General features: G+C 74.6%; 17 protein-coding genes. 11 read left to right on the forward strand and 6 right to left on the reverse strand.

Features of this window, described 5'->3' with window-relative positions; translation table 11 throughout:
• Positions 1-70: 70 nt before the first annotated feature.
• Together disA and radA are read right to left on the reverse strand one after the other, a co-directional pair.
• Positions 71-1,195: a DNA integrity scanning diadenylate cyclase DisA gene (gene disA / locus ACFZCF_RS14060; protein WP_388443419.1), complete on the reverse strand. Its 1,125-nt coding sequence runs from the start codon at positions 1,193-1,195 to the stop codon at positions 71-73.
• Positions 1,196-1,459: 264 nt separating this feature from the next.
• The gene (gene radA, locus ACFZCF_RS14065; protein ID WP_391286660.1) at positions 1,460-2,866 is read right to left on the reverse strand and encodes a DNA repair protein RadA; all 1,407 of its coding nucleotides are present in this window, start codon (positions 2,864-2,866) and stop codon (positions 1,460-1,462) included.
• A gap of 412 nt (positions 2,867-3,278) precedes the next feature.
• Here radA and ACFZCF_RS14070 point away from each other — a divergent pair, with 412 nt between their 5' ends.
• Positions 3,279-5,096: a hypothetical protein gene (locus ACFZCF_RS14070; RefSeq protein ID WP_391286661.1), complete on the forward strand. Its 1,818-nt coding sequence runs from the start codon at positions 3,279-3,281 to the stop codon at positions 5,094-5,096.
• 171 nt (positions 5,097-5,267) lie between these two features.
• On the opposite strand, the gene ACFZCF_RS14075 is transcribed toward ACFZCF_RS14070, so the two are convergent.
• On the reverse strand, positions 5,268-6,074 hold the full coding sequence (locus ACFZCF_RS14075; protein ID WP_388443556.1) for a hypothetical protein: 807 nt from the start codon (positions 6,072-6,074) through the stop codon (positions 5,268-5,270).
• 161 nt (positions 6,075-6,235) lie between these two features.
• On the opposite strand from ACFZCF_RS14075, the gene ACFZCF_RS14080 reads away from it, so the two are divergent.
• The 4 genes from ACFZCF_RS14080 to ilvD all read left to right on the forward strand — a co-directional run bounded on the left by ACFZCF_RS14080 (position 6,236) and on the right by ilvD (position 10,827).
• A complete protein-coding gene (locus ACFZCF_RS14080; RefSeq protein ID WP_391286662.1) occupies positions 6,236-7,180 on the forward strand; it encodes a Ppx/GppA family phosphatase in 945 nt (314 codons plus the stop codon).
• A gap of 202 nt (positions 7,181-7,382) precedes the next feature.
• A complete protein-coding gene (locus tag ACFZCF_RS14085; protein WP_388443431.1) occupies positions 7,383-8,207 on the forward strand; it encodes a sugar phosphate isomerase/epimerase family protein in 825 nt (274 codons plus the stop codon).
• Positions 8,204-8,818 (forward strand): TetR family transcriptional regulator, encoded by a 615-nt coding sequence (locus ACFZCF_RS14090; RefSeq protein WP_388443434.1) that lies wholly within the window; start codon positions 8,204-8,206, stop codon positions 8,816-8,818. Before ACFZCF_RS14085 ends, ACFZCF_RS14090 begins: the two co-directional genes overlap by 4 nt.
• 155 nt (positions 8,819-8,973) lie before the next feature.
• On the forward strand, positions 8,974-10,827 hold the full coding sequence (ilvD, locus tag ACFZCF_RS14095; protein ID WP_388443438.1) for a dihydroxy-acid dehydratase: 1,854 nt from the start codon (positions 8,974-8,976) through the stop codon (positions 10,825-10,827).
• Positions 10,828-11,004: 177 nt separating this feature from the next.
• On the opposite strand, the gene ACFZCF_RS14100 is transcribed toward ilvD, so the two are convergent.
• Positions 11,005-13,230, reverse strand: coding sequence for a PQQ-binding-like beta-propeller repeat protein (locus tag ACFZCF_RS14100; protein ID WP_391286663.1), 2,226 nt, complete (start codon positions 13,228-13,230; stop codon positions 11,005-11,007).
• A gap of 142 nt (positions 13,231-13,372) precedes the next feature.
• Between ACFZCF_RS14100 and ACFZCF_RS14105 the strand changes: the two genes are divergently transcribed.
• From ACFZCF_RS14105 to proC, 5 genes are all read left to right on the forward strand, one after another.
• Positions 13,373-13,627, forward strand: coding sequence for an SH3 domain-containing protein (locus tag ACFZCF_RS14105; RefSeq protein WP_388443444.1), 255 nt, complete (start codon positions 13,373-13,375; stop codon positions 13,625-13,627).
• 48 nt (positions 13,628-13,675) lie between these two features.
• On the forward strand, positions 13,676-14,182 hold the full coding sequence (locus ACFZCF_RS14110) for a hypothetical protein (protein WP_388443447.1): 507 nt from the start codon (positions 13,676-13,678) through the stop codon (positions 14,180-14,182).
• 590 nt (positions 14,183-14,772) lie between these two features.
• Positions 14,773-15,618: an ATP-binding cassette domain-containing protein gene (locus ACFZCF_RS14115; protein ID WP_391286664.1), complete on the forward strand. Its 846-nt coding sequence runs from the start codon at positions 14,773-14,775 to the stop codon at positions 15,616-15,618.
• Positions 15,615-16,352, forward strand: a complete 738-nt coding sequence (locus tag ACFZCF_RS14120) for an ABC transporter permease (protein ID WP_391286665.1) — start codon at positions 15,615-15,617, stop codon at positions 16,350-16,352. Before ACFZCF_RS14115 ends, ACFZCF_RS14120 begins: the two co-directional genes overlap by 4 nt.
• 85 nt (positions 16,353-16,437) lie before the next feature.
• Positions 16,438-17,247: a pyrroline-5-carboxylate reductase gene (gene proC / locus ACFZCF_RS14125; protein WP_388443456.1), complete on the forward strand. Its 810-nt coding sequence runs from the start codon at positions 16,438-16,440 to the stop codon at positions 17,245-17,247.
• Positions 17,248-17,251: 4 nt separating this feature from the next.
• On the opposite strand, the gene ACFZCF_RS14130 is transcribed toward proC, so the two are convergent.
• Complete coding sequence (locus tag ACFZCF_RS14130) at positions 17,252-17,839, reverse strand: isochorismatase family protein (RefSeq protein ID WP_391286666.1); 588 nt, start codon at positions 17,837-17,839, stop codon at positions 17,252-17,254.
• Between the two features lie 76 nt (positions 17,840-17,915).
• On the opposite strand from ACFZCF_RS14130, the gene ACFZCF_RS14135 reads away from it, so the two are divergent.
• On the forward strand, positions 17,916-18,914 hold the full coding sequence (locus ACFZCF_RS14135) for a helix-turn-helix domain-containing protein (RefSeq protein ID WP_391286667.1): 999 nt from the start codon (positions 17,916-17,918) through the stop codon (positions 18,912-18,914).
• Here ACFZCF_RS14135 and trpS read toward each other — a convergent pair.
• Positions 18,881-19,879, reverse strand: coding sequence for a tryptophan--tRNA ligase (gene trpS / locus ACFZCF_RS14140; RefSeq protein WP_388443464.1), 999 nt, complete (start codon positions 19,877-19,879; stop codon positions 18,881-18,883). The two genes, ACFZCF_RS14135 and trpS, sit on opposite strands and share 34 nt — an antisense overlap.
• Positions 19,880-20,547: the final 668 nt, after the last annotated feature.

Consider the following 20,547-nt stretch of genomic DNA (forward strand, 5'->3'; position numbering starts at 1 on the left):
GCCGGTGCGGGTGCGTCCCCCTGGTGGGCGACGCCGGTCCCGCGCGTGCCCGCCGGGCGGGCACGCGCCGTCAGACGTACCGCTCCAGGATCGACGACTCCGCGAGCCGCGACAGGCCCTCGCGGACGCTGCGGGCCCGGGCCTCGCCGACGCCGTCCACGGTCTGCAGGTCGTCCACGCTCGCCGCGAGCAGCTTCTGCAGCCCGCCGAAGTGCTCCACGAGCCGCTCGATGATCGCACCGGGCAGGCGCGGCACCTTGGCGAGGAGCCGGTAGCCGCGCGGCGAGACTGCCGAGTCGAGCGTCTCGGGGGAGCCGCTGTAGCCCAGGGCCCGCGCGACGACGGGAAGTTCCAGGAGCTCGGTGTGCGAGAGCGCGTCCAGCTCGGTCAGCGCCTCCGCGACCGTGCGGGAACGCTTCGCCGTCGGCTCCGGCACGTAGTCGCGGATGACCAGCTCGCGCTCCGGCTCCACTCCCGCGATCAGCTCGTCGAGCTGGAGGGAGAGCAGCCGGCCGTCGGTGCCGAGCTCGACCACGTACTCCGCGATCTCGGTGGCGATCCGGCGGACCATCTCCAGGCGCTGGGCGACGGCGGTGACGTCCCGGACGGTCACCAGGTCCTCGATCTCCAGGGCGGAGAGCGTGCCGGCCACCTCGTCGAGGCGGAGCTTGTACCGCTCCAGGGTCGCGAGCGCCTGGTTGGCCCGGGAGAGGATGGCGGCCGACTCCTCCAGGACCCGCCGCTCGCCGTTCACGTAGAGCGCGATGAGGCGCATCGACTGGGAGACGGAGACGACCGGGAAGTTGCACTGCTTGGAGACCCGGTCCGCGGTGCGGTGGCGGGTGCCGGTCTCCTCGGTGGGGATGGAGGCGTCCGGGACCAGCTGCACACCGGCCCGGTGGATCTTGGTGATGTCCTTGTCGAGGACGAGCGCCCCGTCGAGCTTGCACAGCTCGCGCAGGCGCGTCGCGGCGAACTCGACATCGATCACGAAGCCGCCGGTGCACATCGAGTCGACCGTCTTGTCCATGCCGAGGACGATCAGGCCACCGGTGTTCCCGCGGAGGATCCGCTCCAGGCCGTCGCGCAGGGCGGTGCCGGGCGCGACCGCGCTCAGCGCCGCGCGCATCAGTGCTTCGTTGCCGGAGCCCGCGCCGGACTTCCCGGGAGCTGATGCCCCGTCCTTGGCTGCCACTGCACTCCTCCGGCTCGTACGGATGGGCGAGACCAGGGCAAAGTCTAGCGACACCACCCCGCGGCCCTGGGCCGCACGCCGGTCCGGGGTGCTCCGGACGGGCCCCGCCGGCGCGCCCCGGTCGCGACCGCCCTACCCGCTCGGCCCGCCGCCTACCCCTCCGCACCCCCACGGGAGTACGCGCGGCGGCCCCCGGTACGCGCCCGGCGGCCCGGCGCGCTTCCCGGGCGCGTGCGCCGGGGGCCGGGCCGCCGTCCGGGGCGGTCAGCCCGCCGTCTCCTCCGTCTTCCTGGCCGCGCGGCGGCTCTGCGGCAGGACCCGGAGGGCGTCGCCGACGTCCGCCACTTCCGTCACCTTCATGCCGGGCGGCACCTTCCCCGGGTCCCCGGGGACCAGCGCGTGGGTGAAGCCCAGGCGATGGGCCTCGGCGAGGCGGCGCTGGACGCCCGTCACCCGCCGCACCTCGCCCGCGAGCCCGACCTCGCCGATCGCGACCAGGTTCTTCGGCAGCGGCGTGTCGCTCGCGGCGGAGGCCAGGGCGAGCGCGATCGCCAGGTCGGCGGCGGGCTCGGAGAGCTTCACGCCGCCCACGGTCGCGCTGTAGATGTCCCGCTTCCCCAGCGCGCTGATCCGGCCCCGCTGCTCCAGGACGGCCAGCATCATCGAGACCCGGGAGGTCTCCAGGCCGGAGGTGGTCCGGCGCGGCGAGGGGATCTGGGAGTCCACGGTCAGCGCCTGCACCTCGGCGACCAACGGCCGGCGGCCCTCCAGGGTGACCGTGAGACAGGTGCCGGGCACGGCCACGTCACGGCGGGTCAGGAACAGCCCCGACGGGTCGGCGAGCCCGATGATCCCCTCGTCGTGCAGCTCGAAGCAGCCGACCTCGTCCGTCGCCCCGTACCGGTTCTTCACGCCCCGCACCAGCCGCAGGCGCGCGTGCCGGTCGCCCTCGAAGTGCAGGACCACGTCCACCAGGTGCTCCAGGAGCCGGGGGCCGGCGATCGCCCCGTCCTTCGTCACGTGGCCGACCAGCAGCGTGGACATCCCGCGCTCCTTGGAGGCCCGGATCAGCGCGCCCGCGACCTCCCGGACCTGCGCCATGCCGCCGGGGGCTCCGTCGATCTCCGGGGAGGCCACGGTCTGCACCGAGTCCAGGACCAGCAGCGAGGGCTTCACCTCGTCGAGATGGCCGAGGACCGCGGACAGGTCCGTCTCCGCCGCCAGGTACAGATGGTCGTTGAGCGCGTGGATCCGGTCGGCGCGGAGCCTGACCTGGCTCGCGGACTCCTCGCCCGTCACGTACAGGGTGCGGTGCGCGTCGCTCGCCGCCCTCGCCGCCACGTCCAGGAGCAGCGTCGACTTGCCGACGCCGGGCTCGCCGGCGAGCAGGACGACCGCGCCGGGCACCAGGCCGCCGCCGAGGACCCGGTCCAGCTCGTCGACGCCGGTGGAGCGGGCGGTCGCCTGCCGGCCGTCGACCTGTCCGATGGGGAGCGCGGCCGTGGAGACGCGGCCGGCGGCGGTGGTCCTGACGGCGGGCGCGCCGTACTCCTCGACCGTCCCCCAGGCCTGGCACTCGGGGCAGCGGCCGAGCCACTTGGCCGTCTGCCAGCCGCATTCGGTGCAGCGGTACGACGGACGGTCCTTCGCGGTTTTCGTACGGGCAGCCATGCCCCACACCGTAGCCGCCGCCACCGACAGCGGACCGCCGTCCGCTCCCGCCCTGGGGACGGGCGCTCCACGGCCTGTGGACAACCTCCGCCCCGGCCCCCGCTGCCGATCCCGGCCGGCCCGCCGTCGACCCCGACCCGCGGCTGACCGTGGCCCGATCCCGACCCTGGCCCGATCCCGACCCGCCGTCGCCCCCGACCCCGACCCGCGGCCGACCCGATCCGGTCCCGATCCCGGTCCCGCCCCCGACCCGATCGCGACCCCGCCCCCGACCCGCCCCCCCCCGCGGTCAGGTCGCCGCGGCAGCATCACCCCTCGCTCCTGTCCCCTTTCGAGTGAGGGGTTCACCCGTAAGGCTGAGAAGAGCGGATCCGGTATGAAGAGTCCCCCCTCGCGCGCCTACGGTCGCCCAGTGACGAGCAGCAGGCTGGACTCCTCCCGCACCCCGGGCGCCCACCGGGCGCGCCGCGGCCCGCAGCAGGGACCGCGCACGCTCGGCCAGCGACCCCCCGCCCGCTACGAGGACGTCCTCGACGGGCTCTTCACGTACTGCCTCTCGGTCCTCTGCGACCACGACACCGCCACCGCCGTCCTCGGCGACGTCCTGGCGGCCGCCGAACGCCACCACGGCCGCTGCCCCTCCGACGAGGAGGGCCGCACCGCCTGGCTGTACGCCCTGGCCCGCTGGGCCTGTCTGCGCAGCCTCGGCGAGCAGCGCCGCCGGCGGCAGGGCGCGCACACCGGCCGCCCCGCCGTCACCCCGCCCGCGCCGCCTCCCGTCTCCGCCGAGACCGCCGAGCGCCGCCGCGCCGAACTCGCCACCCTGGCCTGGCCCGAGGCCGCCGGCACCACCCCCGAACAGCGCGAGGCCCTCGAACTGGCCGTCCGGCACGGGCTGAGCCCGCGGCAGGTCGCCGCCGTCCTCTCCCTCGACCCGCAGGCCGCCCGCGACCTCCTCGCCACCGCCGCCTGCGAGGTCGAGCGGACCCGGGCCGCGCTCGCCGTCGTCTCCACCGGCGGCTGCCCCACCGTCGCCCGCCTCCTCACCGGCGACCAGCGGGTGATCCTCTCGGCGGCCCTGCGCGCCGAACTCGTCCGGCACGTCGACGACTGCCCGGTCTGCCGCCGCGCCGCCGAGCGGGTCGGTGCCGCCGCGCCGTGGCCCGGGGCCGGGCCCCGCCCCGCCCTGGACGGCCCGGCGCTCGTCGAGGCCCCCCGGGCCGCCGCGTACATGGCGATGCTGCACGTCCCACGCGCGCGTGCCGGAGCCCCGCGCTTCGCCCCGACCGGCTTCCCGCTCGACCCCAAGGACCTCGTCGCCCGCCGCGACCGGATGCGGGCCCGCGCGGTCACCACCACCGTGGTCGCCGCCGTCGTCGCAGCCCCCGTGCTCGCCCTGTGGACCTCCTACCGGGGCGTCCCGGCGGACGCCGAGGCCCGGGACGCCACCCAGGTCAGCGCCGGCGAGAACGAGGAGGCGGCGGGCGGCGACAGCCTCCACGACCGGTACGAGAACGCCGGCAACGCCCGCGCGACCCCCGCCCCCGGCTATGTCCGGGGCAGCCGCTCCCCCGACGTCTCCGTCGAGGTCGTCACCCCGGGCCGGACCGCCGTCCCGGCCGCGCCCGCGCGCCCCGGCGAGCCGGCGCCCGGCTGGGTCGGGGTCACCGCCCGCTGCGTCGGCGGCGTCACCCTGATCACGCTCCGCGGGGAGGGCGGCGCCCCGGTCGACTGGTCGCTGTGGACGGACGCGCCCTGGCTGTACGTGACCCGTGCCTCCGGCACCCTCGCCCCGGGCGACACGGTCACCGTCGCCGTACGCGTCGACCCGGCGCGGGAGCCGCGCGGACCCTGGAGCGCCCGGATCGGCGTGGACCCCACCGGCGCGGTGCTGCGGATCAGCGGCCAGGGGCCCGTCGCCCCGATCGACGACCGGGTGATCCCGCCGCCGCCGGTCACCACGGAGCCCACGACCCCGCCGACCGCGCCGCCCCCCAGCCCGGTGGACCCGCGGCCGACCGATCCGGGCGAGCCCACGCGTCCGCCGACGACGCCGCCGAAGACGGAGGAACCCACCACCCCGCCGCCGACCACCGAGCCCACGACCCCGCCCCCGACGACCGACCCGGCGACGCCCCCGCCGACCACGGACCCGCCCCCGACGACGGAGCCGGGCACCACGGAGCCCACACCCCCGCCGAGCACGGAGGAGCCGACCCCGCAGCCCTAGGGCCTGTCGTCGAACTCCCGCCTGCCCCACGACGCCCTGCACGCACTCTCGCCGCACCGGGCACAAGGCCAAGTACGTCCCGTACGAGGCCTCGCGCCCGGCACGCCGGGAGCACGCACCTGACGCCGCGGGGCCGCCCTCCGGGCGACGCCGGGAGTTCGACGACAGGCCCTAGCGCTTCGGGTCGGCCGGGTGCGGCGCCACCATCGGCAGCGCCGAGGCGAGCCGCGCCTCGCAGAGCCCCACCAGCACGTCGTACGCGTCCTTGCCCATCATCTCGATCAGCTCGGGCCGGTACGAGACGTAGACCGGCTCCCCGCCGCCGTGCGCGGAGGTCGCCGAGGTGCACCACCAGTGCAGGTCGTGACCGCCCGGACCCCAGCCCCGGCGGTCGTACTCGCCGATGGACACCTGGAGCACGCGCGAGTCGTCGGGCCGGTCGATCCAGTCGTACGTCCGGCGCACCGGCAGCTGCCAGCACACGTCGGGCTTGGTCTCCAGCGGCTCCCGGCCCTCCTTCAGGGCCAGGATGTGCAGCGAGCAGCCCGCGCCGCCCGCGAAGCCCGGCCGGTTCTGGAAGATGCACGAGCCCTTCCAGCGGCGGGTCTGCCGGTCGCCGTCCTCGTCGGTCTGGGTCCACCCCGTCTCGCTGCCGACGTCGTGGAACTGCCACAGCTCCGGCGTCAGCCGCGCCACGTGCTCCGCCACCCGCTTCTCGTCGTCCTCGTCGGAGAAGTGGGCGCCGAGCGTGCAGCAGCCGTCCGCCGCCCGCCCCGCCTGGATGCCCTGGCAGCCGCTCCCGAAGACGCACGTCCAGCGCGAGGTCAGCCAGGTCAGGTCGCAGCGGAAGACCTGCTCCTCGTCCGCCGGGTCGGCGAACTCCACCCACGCGCGCGGGAAGTCGAGCCCCTGCTCGTCCGGCTCCTCGCCCTTGCGCTGCTTCCGCACGCCCTTCACGGGCGGCTTCCCGGCCTCCACGTGCTGCGCGTACTTCACGTCCCGCGGGTCGTGCGGGACGTGCGGAACCTCCTCGCGTACGGCTCCGTCGCCGGCGGCGGCACTGTCTTTGCCCGGCTTCGCCTTTTTCGTCTTTGGCACGACACCAAGCGTATGCGGGTGGGCGCAGTAGCGTTTCCGCCATGAGACTCGGAGTCCTCGACGTCGGTTCGAACACTGTGCACCTGCTCGTGGTGGACGCCCACCCCGGCGCCCGCCCGCTGCCCGCCCATTCCCACAAGGCGGAGCTGAGGCTCGCCGAGCTCCTCGACGCCCGCGGCGCCATCGCGCCCAGCGGCGTCGAGCGGCTCGTCGCGACCGTCCGCGACGCGCTCCAGGCCGCCGAGGACAAGGGCTGCGAGGAGGTGCTGCCCTTCGCGACCTCCGCCGTCCGCGAGGCCGGCAACGCCGATGCCGTCCTGACCCGGGTCAGGGACGAGACCGGCGTCGACCTCCAGGTCCTCACCGGCGAGGAGGAGGCCCGGCTCACCTTCCTCGCCGCCCGCCGCTGGTTCGGCTGGTCCGCCGGCAAGCTCCTCCTCCTCGACATCGGCGGCGGCTCCCTGGAGGTGGCGTACGGCATCGACGAGGACCCCGACGCGGCCGTCTCCCTGCCGCTCGGCGCCGGCCGCCTCACCGCCGGCTGGCTGCCCGGCGACCCGCCCGACACCGAGGACGTCAAGGCGCTGCGCCGCCACGTGCGCGCCCAGATCGCCCGTACCGTCGGCGAGTTCAGCCGCTTCGGGAAGCCCGACCACGTCGTCGCCACCTCCAAGACCTTCAAGCAGCTGGCCCGGATCGCCGGCGCCCCCGGCTCCGGCGAGGGCCTCTACGTGGAGCGGCTTCTGACCCGCGCCGCCCTGGAGGAGTGGGTGCCGCGGCTCTCCGCCATGACCGGCGGCGAGCGCGCCGCCCTGCCCGGCGTCTCGGAGGGCCGCGCCGCCCAGCTGCTCGCCGGCGCCCTGGTCGCCGAGGGCGCGATGGACCTGCTCGGCGTGGAGCAGCTGGAGATCTGCCCGTGGGCCCTGCGCGAGGGCGTGATCCTGCGCCGCCTCGACCACCTCCCGGAGGTCATGTCCGCCGTGTGAGGCCGGGGGCCGTGCCCCGGCGGGTGAGTCCGGAAGACACGGGCCGCCGGGCCCCGGGGACGTACGGCCGTCGGCCCCCGGGACGTACGGCCGCGCCACGCGCGCGTGCGTGGGTGCGTACGCGAAGGGGCGCGGCCGCGGGGGGCGGAGGGTGACGGGAACCACCCTCACGCGCCCAGGTGCGCCCCGTACCCTGTCTGTCGTGGCAGAACCAGCGGTGCGCGTCCCGGATGCGAAGGTCGCCCTGTCGACGGCCTCGGTCTATCCGGAGTCGACGGCGACGGCCTTCGAGGTCGCCGCGCGCCTCGGGTACGACGGCGTCGAGGTCATGGTGTGGACCGACCCGGTCAGCCAGGACATCGAGGCGCTGCGCCGGCTCTCCGACTACCACCAGGTGCCGATCCTCGCCGTCCACGCCCCCTGTCTCCTGATCACCCAGCGGGTCTGGTCCACCGATCCCTGGGTCAAGCTCCGGCGCGCGCAGGCGGCCGCCGAGAAGCTCGGCGCGTCCACCGTCGTCGTCCACCCGCCGTTCCGCTGGCAGCGCCAGTACGCGCGCGACTTCGTGACCGGGATCTGGCGGATGGCCGACGAGACCGACGTCCGCTTCGCCGTCGAGAACATGTACCCGTGGCGGTACAAGGACCGCGAGATGCTCGCCTACGCCCCGGAGTGGGACGTCACCAAGGACGACTACCGCCACTTCACGATCGACCTCTCGCACACCGCGACCGCCCGCACCGACACCCTCGCGATGATCGACCGCATGGGCGAGCGGCTCGGCCACGTGCACCTCGCCGACGGGCGCGGCTCCGCCAAGGACGAGCACCTGGTGCCGGGCCGGGGCACCCAGCCGTGCGCCGAGGTCCTGGAGCGGCTCGCCGTCTCGGGCTTCGACGGGCACGTCGTCATCGAGGTCAACACCCGGCGCGCGATGTCCGCCGCCGAACGGGAGGCCGACCTCGCCGAGGCCCTCGCCTTCACCCGGCTCCACCTCGCCTCGGCGGCCCGGGGCACGCGCGCGTGAGCGAGTCCGCTCCCCGGCGCCGCGGCCGCCCGGCCCGCGCCGCCGCCGACGACACCGCCCCCGGTGCGCGCGAGCGCATCCTGGCGGCGGCCAGGACGCAGTTCGCGGAGCGCGGCTACGACAAGACCTCGGTCCGCGGCGTCGCCAAGGCCGCCGGGGTCGACCCGGCGCTCGTGCACCATTACTTCGGCACCAAGGACGAGGTCTTCGCGGCGGCGATCGAGGTCTCCTTCGAGCCGACGCTCGTCGTCCCGGCCCTCCTCGACGGCCCGCGCGAGGAGGTCGGCGAACGGCTCGCCCGCTTCTTCGTCGGCGTCTGGGAGAACCCGGCGACCCGCGCCCCGCTGCTCGCGGTCATCCGCTCCGCGGTGACCCACGAGGCGGCGGCGAAGGTGCTGCGGACCTTCGTGCTGCGCCGCCTCCTGGAGCGGGTCGCCTCCGGGCTCGCCGTACCGGACCCGCGGTTCCGGGCCGAGCTGGCGGCCTCGCAGATGATCGGGATCGCGATCCTGCGGTACGTCCTCCAGGTGGAGCCGCTGGCCTCGGCGGACCCGGAGACGATCGTGGCGGAGGTCGCTCCGACGCTCCAGCGGTACCTGACGGAGGCCTGACCGCCCCGCGGGAATCCGGGAGAACCCCGGGCCGGGTGGGACGGAACCCTGACCGCCCCCTGGAATCCCGTCCCGTATAGCGGACAGGCTGTCCAGATCTTGGAGCGGCGGCGTACGCTCGAAGGAAGCACATCCATCACGAGGAGCGAGCGACGATGCCCGAGCTGAGGTCCCGCACTGTCACCCACGGCCGCAACATGGCGGGCGCACGCGCCCTTATGCGCGCCTCCGGTGTACCGGGCGCGGACATCGGGCGGAAGCCGATCATCGCCGTGGCGAACTCCTTCACCGAGTTCGTCCCCGGCCACACCCACCTCCAGCCCGTCGGCCGGATCGTCTCCGACGCCATCACGGCGGCCGGCGGCATCGCCCGCGAGTTCAACACGATCGCCGTCGACGACGGCATCGCCATGGGCCACGGCGGCATGCTCTACAGCCTGCCCTCCCGCGACCTGATCGCGGACAGCGTGGAGTACATGGTCGAGGCGCACTGCGCCGACGCCCTGATCTGCATCTCCAACTGCGACAAGATCACCCCCGGCATGCTGATGGCCGCCCTGCGCCTGAACATCCCGACGGTCTTCGTCTCCGGCGGCCCCATGGAGTCCGGCCGCGCGACCCTTGTCGACGGCTCGGTCCGCACGCTCGACCTGGTCGACGCGATCTCCGACGCGGTGAACCCGAACATCTCGGACGAGGACATCTCCCGCATCGAGGAGAGCGCCTGTCCGACCTGCGGCTCCTGTTCCGGCATGTTCACCGCCAACTCGATGAACTGCCTGACCGAGGCCATCGGCCTCTCCCTCCCCGGCAACGGCTCCGTCCTCGCCACCCACACCGCCCGCAAGGCGCTGTACGAGAACGCCGCCCGCACCGTCGTCGACCTCACCCGTCGCTACTACGACGAGGACGACGCCTCCGTCCTGCCGCGCTCCATCGCCACCCGCGCCGCGTTCGAGAACGCGATGGCGCTGGACATCGCCATGGGCGGCTCGACCAACACGATCCTCCACCTGCTCGCCGCCGCCCAGGAGGCCGAGCTGGACTACGGCCTGCCGGACATGGACGCGATCTCGCGCCGCGTGCCCTGCCTGGCCAAGGTCGCCCCGAACGTCGTCAAGGACCGCACGTACTACATGGAGGACGTGCACCGGGCCGGAGGCATCCCGGCCCTCCTCGGCGAGCTGTACCGCGCGGGCCTGCTCAACGAGGACGTCCACGCGGTCCACTCCCGCTCCATCAAGGAGTGGCTGGACGCCTGGGACGTGCGCGGCGGCGCCGCCACCGAGGAGGCCGTCGAACTGTTCCACGCGGCCCCCGGCTGCGTCCGCTCCGCGACCGCCTTCTCGCAGTCCGAGCGCTGGGAGAGCCTCGACACCGACGCGGCCGGCGGCTGCATCCGCGACGCCGCCCACGCGTACTCGAAGGACGGCGGCCTCGCCGTCCTGCACGGCAACCTCGCCGTCGACGGCTGCGTCGTGAAGACCGCCGGCGTCGACGAGTCGATCTGGACCTTCGAGGGCCCGGCCGTCGTCTGCGAGTCGCAGGAGGAGGCCGTCGAGAAGATCCTCAACAAGCGGGTCAAGGACGGCGACGTGGTCGTCATCCGCTACGAGGGCCCCAAGGGCGGCCCCGGCATGCAGGAGATGCTCTACCCGACCTCCTTCCTCAAGGGCCGCGGCCTGGGCAAGACCTGCGCCCTGGTGACCGACGGCCGCTTCTCCGGCGGCACCTCGGGCCTCTCCATCGGCCACGCCTCCCCGGAGGCGGCCTCGGGCGGCACCATCGCCCTGGTCGAGGACGGCGACCGGATCCGCATCGACATCCCGAGCCGCTCGATCGAGCTCCTCGTCGACGACGCGACCCTGGCCGCCCGCCGGGAGGCGCTCGGCGGCGTCTACGCCCCGAAGAACCGCGAGCGGAAGGTCTCGGCCGCCCTGCGTGCCTACGCGGCGATGGCGACGAGCGCCGACAAGGGCGCCGTCCGCGACGTCTCGAAGCTCGGCTGACGACCGCCCCGCCGTCACCGGAGCCGTGTCTCCGCGAGATCCCCCCTCACGCGCGCGTGAGGGGGGATCTCGCGTCGCGCCCGCGCGGGGAGCGGCTCCCCCGGGAGCACTGCGGCTGACGCGCGGGGGCACTGCGGCTGACGCCCGGGAGCGCTGCGGCCGACCCGGGGGCCGGGGTCACCAGGACTCGGCCACGCGCGCGTGCACCGCGAAGACCGAGCCGTCCGGGGCCGTTCCGAAGACCCGCTCCCCGGCGACCAGCGGCGCCGGCACCTGCGGCGCGTACCCGAGCCGTCCGTTCTCCAGGCGCGGCCGGGTCTGCCCCACGACCGCCCCCCGCGCGGTGTCCACGGCGAACAGCCGCCCGTCCGCCGCGGAGAGGTAGAGCCGCTCGTCGGGACCGAGGACGGGCGCCGAGACGTTCGAGGCCCCGGTCTCCAGGTCCCACCGCCGGCTGCCCTTCTCCGGCGCCGTGTCCAGGGCGACGAGCCGCCCGTCCAGGGAGAGCAGGTACGCCACCGAGCCCCGTACGGCGATCCCGGCGAGCTGCATCCGCTCGTGGATCCCGACCCGCCGCTCCGAGCCCGCGTCCGGCCCGCTCCCCGGGTCGTCCGGGGCGCCCGGCGCGAGCAGCACCAGCGCGTCGACCAGCATGCCCTGGTACCGCGAGGCGAGCACCAGCGTCCCGTCGGCGGTGCGGCCGACCGGGGCGGCGTCCCCGGTCACCACCCGGCTCCACACCAGCTCGCCGGTGGCCGGCAGCACCGCTCCGATCCGGCTGCTCCGCCCGTCCCCGGCGGTCTCGGAGACCGTGAGGAGGCCGGTGGGCGCGTCGTAGGCGCCGAGCACGGGACTGTCGAAGCCGGGCAGGCGGTGCGACCACCGTCCGTCCCCGGTCCGCGCGTCGATCCCGCGCAGCGCGCCGCGGCCGTCGGTGAGGACCACCACCCCGCCCGCCGGGCGGAAGGTCTCGGGCACGTCGGCGCGCGCGGTCCAGCCGGAAGCCCCGTCCTCGGCGGAGAGCGCGCGCAGCGGCCCGGGTCCCGTCGCGACGCCGACCAGCGGCTCCGTCCCGCCGGCCAGCGGCACCGGCGCCAGCGGCGGATCGGCCGCCACCGGCCCGGTCCGCTTCCACAGCACCTCGCCGGTCCGCGGGTCGAGCCGGGCGAGCGAGACGCCCCGGGCGGTGCAGTAGAGGGAGCCGGCCTCGTGCAGACAGGCCGGAGCGGCGGCCCCGCCGTGCTCCTGGAGGCGGGTGTGCCAGCCGTCGACGGCGGTCGCCACCTCGGCCGGGCGGGCGGGCGGCTCGGCGGCGGGATGGGCCGGCGGTCGCAGCGCCGCGTACACCCCGGCCCCGGCGAGGACCAGCACGACGGCGGCCGTGACGGTGAGCCGCGGCGCGAGCGGCGTCCGCCGGCGCCGCGCCGGCGGGGCGGGCACGGCGTCCCGGGTCGTCGTCGCGCCGGAGGCGTCGGTACGGCCCCGAACCAGGGCGTCGTCCGGCCCGCCGGGCGCGAACGGGTCGGCGGGCAGCACGGGCCGCCGCCGCTGGGACGGTATGAAGGCCTCGGCGTCGTACGAGGGCGGGAGGAGAGCCGCCATGATCTGGTCCGGCGTGGGCCGGTCGGCCGGGTCCTTCGCCAGGCAGCGCGCGACCAGCGGCGCCAGCTCGCCCGGCACCCCGGCGAGGTCCGGCTCGTCGTGGACCACCTGGTAGGCCACGATGTAGGGGCTGTCCGAGTCGAAGGGGCCGTGCCCGGTCGCCGCGTGCACCAGGACCGAACCGAGCGCGAAGACGTCCGCGGCGGGACCGACCTCGCGCGGCCGCTGGAACTGCTCGGGCGCCATGAACGGCGGCGAGCCGATCAGCTTCCCGGTCTCCGTGCGCAGATCGCTGTCGACCGGCCGCGAGATCCCGAAGTCGATGACCTTGGGCCCGGTGTCGGTGAGCAGCACGTTGCTCGGCTTGAGGTCCCGGTGCACCACTCCGGCGCGGTGGATGTCGCGCAGCGCCTCGGCGAGCCCGGCGGTCAGCCGGCGCAGCTCGGCGGGGGAGAGGGGACCGCGCTGCCGCACCTGGTCGGCGAGGGTCGGGCCGGGGACGTAGAGGGTCGCCATCCAGGGGCGCTCGGCGTCCGGGTCGGCGTCCACGACGGGCGCGGTGAAGGCGCCGCTGACCCGGCGGGCGGCGGCCACCTCCTGCCGGAAGCGGGCCCGGAAGTCGGGGTCCTCGGCGTAGCGCTCGTGCACCACCTTCACGGCGAGCCGCAGCCCGGAGGGCGAGGAGGCCAGGTGGACGACGCCCATGCCGCCCGCTCCGAGCACCGCCTGGAGCCGGTACTCCCCGGCGTACTCGGGACCCCCCGGGTCCCGGTCGGCATCGGTCCTGCTCAACGGCGGCATCTCCCACCCCCGTGTGGTTCCGCGTCCGTCCGTCGGCACGCGCGTGCGCGACGCGACGGAGCCTAGTCGATGGCCCCTGCGATGTCGGTGGGGCTTGCTAGCCTGCGCGCGTCGCACAGAGTGAAACCAGGGGGAGAACATCATGGCGGTGAAGTACTACCCGGTCGCGCCGGGGTACCGGGTCAACGTCCGCTCCGGCCCGAGCACGCAGCACCCGGTGGTCCGGGTGCTCTCCGAGGGCGCGACCGTGCCCGTCCACTGCCAGAAGCCCGGCGAGTGGATCACGGGGCCGTACGGCACCACCCGCCTCTGGGACAGCATCGCCCCGGGGCAGTACGTCTCCGACGCGTACGTGAAGACCGGCAGCGACGACTACGTCGCGCCGCGCTGCGCCTGAGGACCTCGCCTCGGCCCTCGAAGCGCCGCACCGGGGATAATCGTCCTCGTGAGCGAGGACAAGCAGCACCCCGGAAACGGCACGAGCGGACCCCGGCCCGAGGAGATCCGTTTCTTCGGGACCACCTGGGTCGACCACAGCGCCCACTACGGACTGCGGCGCGCCGGCCTCGCCGCCGGCGCGCTCGCCGCGGCCGTCGCGGGCGCCTTCGTGCTGCGCTTCGCCTACGAGGGACTCCAGGTCGCGGCGGTGGGCGGCCTCGTGAACACCCTGGTCATCCTGATGTTCGCGATCTGCTCGGCGATCGCCTTCACCAAGACCTGGGAGGGCTTCGGCCGCCGCCCCGCCGACCAGGCCCGCGAGGACTCCCTCAAGAGCCTCAAGGCCATCGGCTTCATCGGCACGCTCCTCGCCTACGCGCTGCGCTGCCTCATGGAGGCCCCCGGCGAGAAGCTCCGCCGCGCCGAGTACGAGACGGCCCGCGCCCGCCACGAGAAGCGCCGCGGCACCCGCACCGGCAACCCGGCCGCCCGCAAAAAGCCCAAGCGCGCCTAGGGCCTGTCGTCGAACTCCCGCCTGCCCCACGACGCCATGCACGCACTCTCGCCGCACCGGGCACAAGGCCAAGTACGTCCCGTACGAGGCCTCGCGCCCGGCACGCCGAGAGCACGCACCTGACGCCGCGGGGCCGCCCTCCGGGCGACGGCGGGAGTTCGACGACAGGCCCTAGGGTCCACCCCGGGACCTGCGGTCCCGCGAACCGGGACCAGCGGTCGGGCCGCCGGCATCAGCGGCCCGCGAACCGGGGACAGCGGTTCGGCACCGGCACCAGCGGTCCGGCCACCGGCGCAAGCGGCCGCCCGGCACCAGTGGTCCCGCCAACCGGGACCAGCGGTCCGGCCACCGGGGACCAGCGGTCCGCCTGGCACCAGCGGTCCGCCTGGCACCAGCGGTCCGGCCATCCGGGACCAGCGGTCCGCCCGGCGCCAGCGGTCCCGCCCTCCGGCACCAGCGATCCCGCCACCGGCACCCGCAGCGCCGCCACCCCCGCCCCCGCCACCGCCGCCCCGCGCGTACCCACCGCCACCGGCTGAAGCCCCCGCGATCCTTGACGCGGGGGCTTTCCCGTCCCCACTATTCATCGCATGATGAATTACGACTCCGGGGTGGCCCGCGAACCGGACCCCCCCGACCCGGCCCCCGCCGTCACCGCCCGCGGCCTCACCGCCGTCCGCGGCGCCCGCACCGTCCTGCGCGCCCTCGACCTCACCGTCCCCGCCGGCCGTGTCACCGGCCTCCTCGGCCCCTCCGGCTGCGGCAAGACCACCCTCATGCGCACGATCGTCGGCACCCAGGCCCACGTCACCGGCACCCTCACCGTCCTCGGCAGCCCCGCCGGCCACCCGGACCTCCGCCCCCGCATCGGCTACGTCACCCAGGCCCCGTCCGTCTACGACGACCTCACCGTCCGGCAGAACCTCGACTACTTCGCCGCCGTCCTCCTCCCCGGCCGCGCCCACCGCCCCGCCCGCGCCACCGCCGTCCAGGCGGCCCTCGCCGACGTCGACCTCACCCACCACGCCGACGCCCTCGCCGGACGCCTCTCCGGCGGTCAGCGCAGCCGCGTCTCCCTCGCCGTCGCCCTCCTCGGCAGCCCCGACCTGCTCGTCCTCGACGAACCCACCGTCGGCCTCGACCCCGTCCTCCGCCGCGACCTGTGGGACCTCTTCCACCACCTCGCCGCCGACCGGGGCACCACCCTCCTCGTCTCCTCGCACGTCATGGACGAGGCCGAGCGCTGCCACCGCCTCCTCCTCATGCGCGAGGGCGAGATCCTCGCCGAGGGCAGCCCCGACGCACTCCGCCGCCGGAGCGGCACGGACACCGTCGAGGAAGCGTTCCTCCGCCTCGTCGACACCGCCCGCGCCACCGCCCCCACCGCCCCCACCGCCCCCACCGCCCGCGCCGACCACGGGGAGCCCCGCCCATGAGCACCGCACGCACCCTCGCCACCGCGGCCCGCGTCCTGCGCCAGCTCCGCCACGACCCCCGCTCGATCGCCCTGATGCTCCTCGTCCCCTGCGTGATGCTCGTCCTGCTCCGCTACGTCTTCGACGGCAGCCCGGGAACCTTCGACGACATCGGCGCCTCGCTGCTCGGCGTCTTCCCGCTGATCACCATGTTCCTGGTGACCTCCATCGCCACCCTGCGCGAACGCACCTCCGGCACCCTCGAACGCCTCCTCGCCCTGCCCCTCGCCAAGGCCGACCTCATCGCCGGCTACGCCCTCGCCTTCGGCCTCGTCGCCGTCGCCCAGTCCGTCCTCGCCACCGGCCTCGCCGTCGGCCTCCTCGGCCTCGACGTCGTCGGCTCCCCCTGGCTCCTCCTGCTCGTCGCCCTCCTCGACGCGCTCCTCGGCACCGCCCTCGGCCTCTTCGTCTCCGCCTTCGCCGCCTCCGAGTTCCAGGCCGTCCAGTTCATGCCGGCCGTGATCTTCCCCCAGCTCCTCCTCTGCGGCCTGTTCACTCCGCGCGCCACGATGGCTCCCGCCCTCGAAGCGCTCTCGAACGTCCTGCCCATGTCGTACGCCGTCGACGGCATGAACGAGGTCCTCCGCCACCCCGACGTGACGTCCGCCTTCGTCCGCGACGCCCTCGTCGTCGCCGGCTGCGCCGTCCTCGTCCTCGCCCTCGGCGCCGCCACCCTCCGCCGCCGCACCCCGTGACCGCCCCTCGGACACCCCGCGCACCGGCCACCCCGCCGGTGCGAGGATGACGGCACGTACCCCCTCCGGCGAGGTGAACAGAGCCATGACCCAGACCGTCGCAGTCCTCGGCACCGGCAAGATCGGTGAAGCCCTCCTCAGCGGCATGATCCGAGCCGGCTGGCGCCCCGCCCACCTGCTGGTCACCACCCGCCGCACCGAGCGCGCCGCGGAGCTCCGCGACCGCTACGGCGTCGAGGCCGTCGGCAACGCCGAGGCCGCCAAGCGCGCCGACACCCTCATCCTGGCCGTCAAGCCCCAGGACATGGGCCGCCTCCTCGACGAACTCGGCCCCCACGTGGCCGCCGACCGCCTCGTCATCAGCGCCGCCGCCGGTATCCCCACCTCCTTCATCGAGGAGCGGCTCAGCCCCGGCACCCCCGTCGTCCGCGTCATGCCCAACACCCCCGTCCTCGTCGACGAGGGCATGTCCGTGATCTCCGGCGGCAGCCACGCCACCCCCGAGCACCTCGCCCACACCGAGGAGATCTTCGGCGGCGTCGGCAAGACCCTCCGCGTCCCCGAGTCCCAGCAGGACGCCGCCACCGCCCTCTCCGGCTCCGGCCCGGCGTACTTCTACTTCCTCGTCGAGGCCATGACCGACGCCGGCATCCTCCTCGGCCTGCCCCGCGCCCAGGCCCACGACCTGATCGTCCAGGCCGCCATCGGCGCCGCCGTGATGCTCCGCGACAGCGGAGAACACCCGGTGAAGCTCCGCGAGGCCGTCACCTCCCCCGCCGGCACCACCATCAGCGCCATCCGCGAGCTGGAGAACCACGGCGTCCGCGCCGCCCTCATCGCCGCCCTGGAGGCCGCCCGCGACCGTAGCCGCGAACTCGCCTCCGGCAACGGCTGAGCCCCTACTCCGCAGCGGCCCCCTTCAGCACGTCCGCCGTGGTCACGACCCGGGCGAACCCGCCTCCGTGCAGCGACACCGCCGTCGCCCGGGTCAGCTCCTCCGCCGTCCGCGTCCACCCGAACGGCCCCGCCAGGTCGAAGGTGTGCATCGCGTCCAGCGGGAACAGCACGTCGTACCCGAGGTTCCCGCCCATCCGGGCCGTCGTCTCGTTGCACATGTTCGTCTGGATCCCGACGATCACGACCTGCTCCACCCCCGCCGCCCTCAGCCACGCGTCCAGGTCCGGCTCCCCGTAGAAGGCGGAGTTCACCGTCTTCGTCACCAGCACTTCGGGCCCCGCACCCCGGCCCCGGCGCTCCGCCACGAAGTCCTTGAACGCGTTCCCCGCGCTCCCCGGCGCCAGCGGCGACCCCTCCCGCGGCGAGTCGTGCCGTACGAACACCACCGGCCGGCCCGTCTCCTGCCACCGGTCGATCAGCGCGGCCATGTTCTCCTCCGCCTCCGGGTTGTCCCGGCGCCCCCAGAGCGCGTCCTCGAAACCCCTCTGGACGTCCACCACGATCAGCGCTGCGTTCTTCTCGATCTCCATGACCACGATCCTGCCCCCGCCACCCCCACCACCCCAGGGGGACGAAAGCCAGCGATCGATGGTTTACTGCCACACCATGGCAGCCGCCCAGCGCATCGCCCTCCTCGTCTTCCCCGGCGTCCGCGCCTTCGACGTCTCCGTCGTCACCGAGGTCTGGGGCACCGACCGCAGCCGCCACGGCGTCCCCGCCTTCGACCTCCGCCGCGCCGCCGCCGACCCCGCCGCCCCCATCCCCCTCAGCGGCGGCCTCAGCCTCGCCCCCGACCGCCCCCTCGACTGGTTCGACGCCCTCACCCCCACCGACCTCGTCCTCGTCCCCGGCATCGAGGACCCCGACGCCGACGTCCCGGCCCCCGTCCTCGACGCCCTCCGCCGCGCCCACACCGCCGGCGTCCCCGTCGCCTCCCTCTGCGCCGGTGCCTTCGTCCTCGCCCGCGCCGGTCTCCTCGACGGCCGCCGCGCGGTCACCCACTGGCGCCTCGCCGATACCCTCGCCGCCCGCCACCCGAAGGTCCGCGTCGAACCGGAGGCGCTCTACATCGAGGACACCGGCATCTGGACCTCCGCCGGCACCGCCGCCGGCATCGACCTCTGCCTCCACCTGGTCCGTATGGCCCACGGCGCCGAGACCGCCGCCACCGTCGCCCGCTCGATGGTCACCGCCCCCTTCCGCACCGGCACCCAGGCCCAGTTCATCGAGCACCCCACCCCCAGGACCGACCGCGACGCCGACGCCCTCGCCGCCGTACGCGCCCACGCCCTCGCCCACCTCGACCAGCCGCACACCGTCGCGAGCCTCGCCGCCCGCGCCGGCATGTCCCCCCGTTCCTTCGCCCGCCACTTCCAGGCCACCACCGGCACCACCCCCCTCCACTGGCTCATCACCCAGCGCGTCGCCGCCGCCCGGAAACTCCTCGAACGCACCGACCACCCCCTCCCCGAGGTGGCCCGCCGCGCGGGCTTCGGCAGCGAGGTCACCATGCGCCAGCACTTCGCCACGCACCTCGCCACCAGCCCGCGCGACTACCGCGCCGCCTTCCGTCAGACCGCGGGCAGCAGCCCGATCGCCCGGTAGGCCCGGTCGACCAGCGGCCGCGCCATTCCCCGTGCCCGCTCGGCCCCGTCCCGCAGCACCTTGTCCACGAACCCCGGATCCGCCGCCAGCTCGGCATGCCGCTCCCGCACCGGCCGCAGCAGCTCCACGACCGCGTCCGCCGTGTCCTTCTTCAGCGCCCCGTACGAGGCGTACCCGCCGGCCAGCTCCTCCGGATCCCCGCCCGTGGCCGCCGCCAGGAGATCGAGCAGATTCGTGATCCCCGGCTTCAGGTCCCGGTCGTGAGCGACCTCCTGCCCGCTGTCGGTCACCGCCCGCATGACCTTCCGCCGCACGGCGTCCGCCTCGTCCAGCAGATAGACGATCCCGGCCCCGTTCTCGTGCGACTTCCCCATCTTCGACGCCGGGTCCTGGAGGTCCATCACCCGCGCCGCCACCGCCGGCCGTGTCGCCCTCGGCACGGTGAAGGTGTGCCCGTACCGCTGGTTGAAGCGCACCGCCAGGTCCCGCGTCAGCTCCACGTGCTGCGTCTGGTCCTCACCCACCGGCACCTCGTCCGCCCCGTAGGCCAGGATGTCCGCCGCCATCAGCACCGGATAGGTGAGCAGCGACAGCCGCACCCCCTGCCCCGCCTCCCGCGCCCGCGTGCTCTTCTCCTTGTACTGGATCATCCGCCGCAGCTCGCCGTCGGTGGCCGTGCACTCCAGGAGGTACGACAACCGGGCGTGCTCGTCGACATGGCTCTGCACGAACAGCGTGCAGAGCTCCGGATCGAGCCCCGAGGCCAGCAGCAGCGTCGCCGCCTGCCTGCTCAGCCTGCGCACCCGCGCGGGATCGTGCTCCACGGTCAGCGCGTGCAGGTCCACCACGCTGAACAGCGCCTCGCCACGGTGCTGGTCCACCTCGACCCACCGCCGTACGGCCCCGAGGTAGTTGCCCAGCGTCAGGTGCCCCGTCGGCTTGACCCCGCTGAAGATCCTCGTCATCGCGTTCCGCTCCTTCTCCGTACCGCGCCGACCCGACGGCCCGGCTCCCGGAGGGGGATACGCGAACGGCCGCCGAGTCGGCGGCCGTGTGTGCATGCTGAGTACGGGCCGCCGTCAGGCGGCCCACCACTGAGTGGTGTGCGCATGCGTAGTCATACGGCGAGGGTACTCCCTGGGCCGGGGTTGACACGGGATTACTCGGTCCGTACTGTTCTCCGAGTTGTCCGACGTGAGCACCGACCCCGGTCGGCCCCGGACAGCGATTCCGCAAGAACCACCGAGCCTGACGGCCGCGATTCGTCGCGCCGTTCTGCTTTCCGTGCGCTTTTGCGAAATGAGGAATCCGCGTTCGAAGTTCGGACGCAGGCCCCGATTGGCTTCGGGACCGGGGAATCCGCTAATGTCTCACTCGTCGGAACGGCCCAACAGCCCGGAAGACAACCCCCTCTGACTGGGAATCAGACGCCGAAAGGATCTGATAGAGTCGGAAACGCCGGAAGGGTCCGGAGCGAAAGCGAAAGGGACCGGAAAGCACCGAGGAAATCGGATCGGAAAGATCTGATAGAGTCGGACAACGAAGGAAGCGCCCGGAGGGCCTGGAGACAGGAACGAAGGAAGCGTCCGCACCTTGAGAACTCAACAGCGTGCCAAAAATCAACGCCAGATTA

The organism is Streptomyces sp. NPDC007945, assembly GCF_042958885.1.
Taxonomy (GTDB): Bacteria; Actinomycetota; Actinomycetes; order Streptomycetales; family Streptomycetaceae; genus Streptomyces.

Excerpts from the sequence above, each read along its gene's own strand:
- ACFZCF_RS14100 (WP_391286663.1), bottom strand. The coding sequence starts at position 13,230 with ATGCCGCCGTTGAGCAGGACCGATGCCGACCGGGACCCGGGGGGTCCC.
- ACFZCF_RS14105 (WP_388443444.1), top strand. The coding sequence starts at position 13,373 with ATGGCGGTGAAGTACTACCCGGTCGCGCCGGGGTACCGGGTCAACGTC.
- trpS (WP_388443464.1), bottom strand. The coding sequence starts at position 19,879 with ATGACGAGGATCTTCAGCGGGGTCAAGCCGACGGGGCACCTGACGCTG.
- ACFZCF_RS14120 (WP_391286665.1), top strand. The coding sequence starts at position 15,615 with ATGAGCACCGCACGCACCCTCGCCACCGCGGCCCGCGTCCTGCGCCAG.
- ilvD (WP_388443438.1), top strand. The coding sequence starts at position 8,974 with ATGCCCGAGCTGAGGTCCCGCACTGTCACCCACGGCCGCAACATGGCG.
- ACFZCF_RS14135 (WP_391286667.1), top strand. The coding sequence starts at position 17,916 with ATGGCAGCCGCCCAGCGCATCGCCCTCCTCGTCTTCCCCGGCGTCCGC.
- ACFZCF_RS14080 (WP_391286662.1), top strand. The coding sequence starts at position 6,236 with ATGAGACTCGGAGTCCTCGACGTCGGTTCGAACACTGTGCACCTGCTC.
- radA (WP_391286660.1), bottom strand. The coding sequence starts at position 2,866 with ATGGCTGCCCGTACGAAAACCGCGAAGGACCGTCCGTCGTACCGCTGC.
- ACFZCF_RS14130 (WP_391286666.1), bottom strand. The coding sequence starts at position 17,839 with ATGGAGATCGAGAAGAACGCAGCGCTGATCGTGGTGGACGTCCAGAGG.
- ACFZCF_RS14115 (WP_391286664.1), top strand. The coding sequence starts at position 14,773 with ATGATGAATTACGACTCCGGGGTGGCCCGCGAACCGGACCCCCCCGAC.
- proC (WP_388443456.1), top strand. The coding sequence starts at position 16,438 with ATGACCCAGACCGTCGCAGTCCTCGGCACCGGCAAGATCGGTGAAGCC.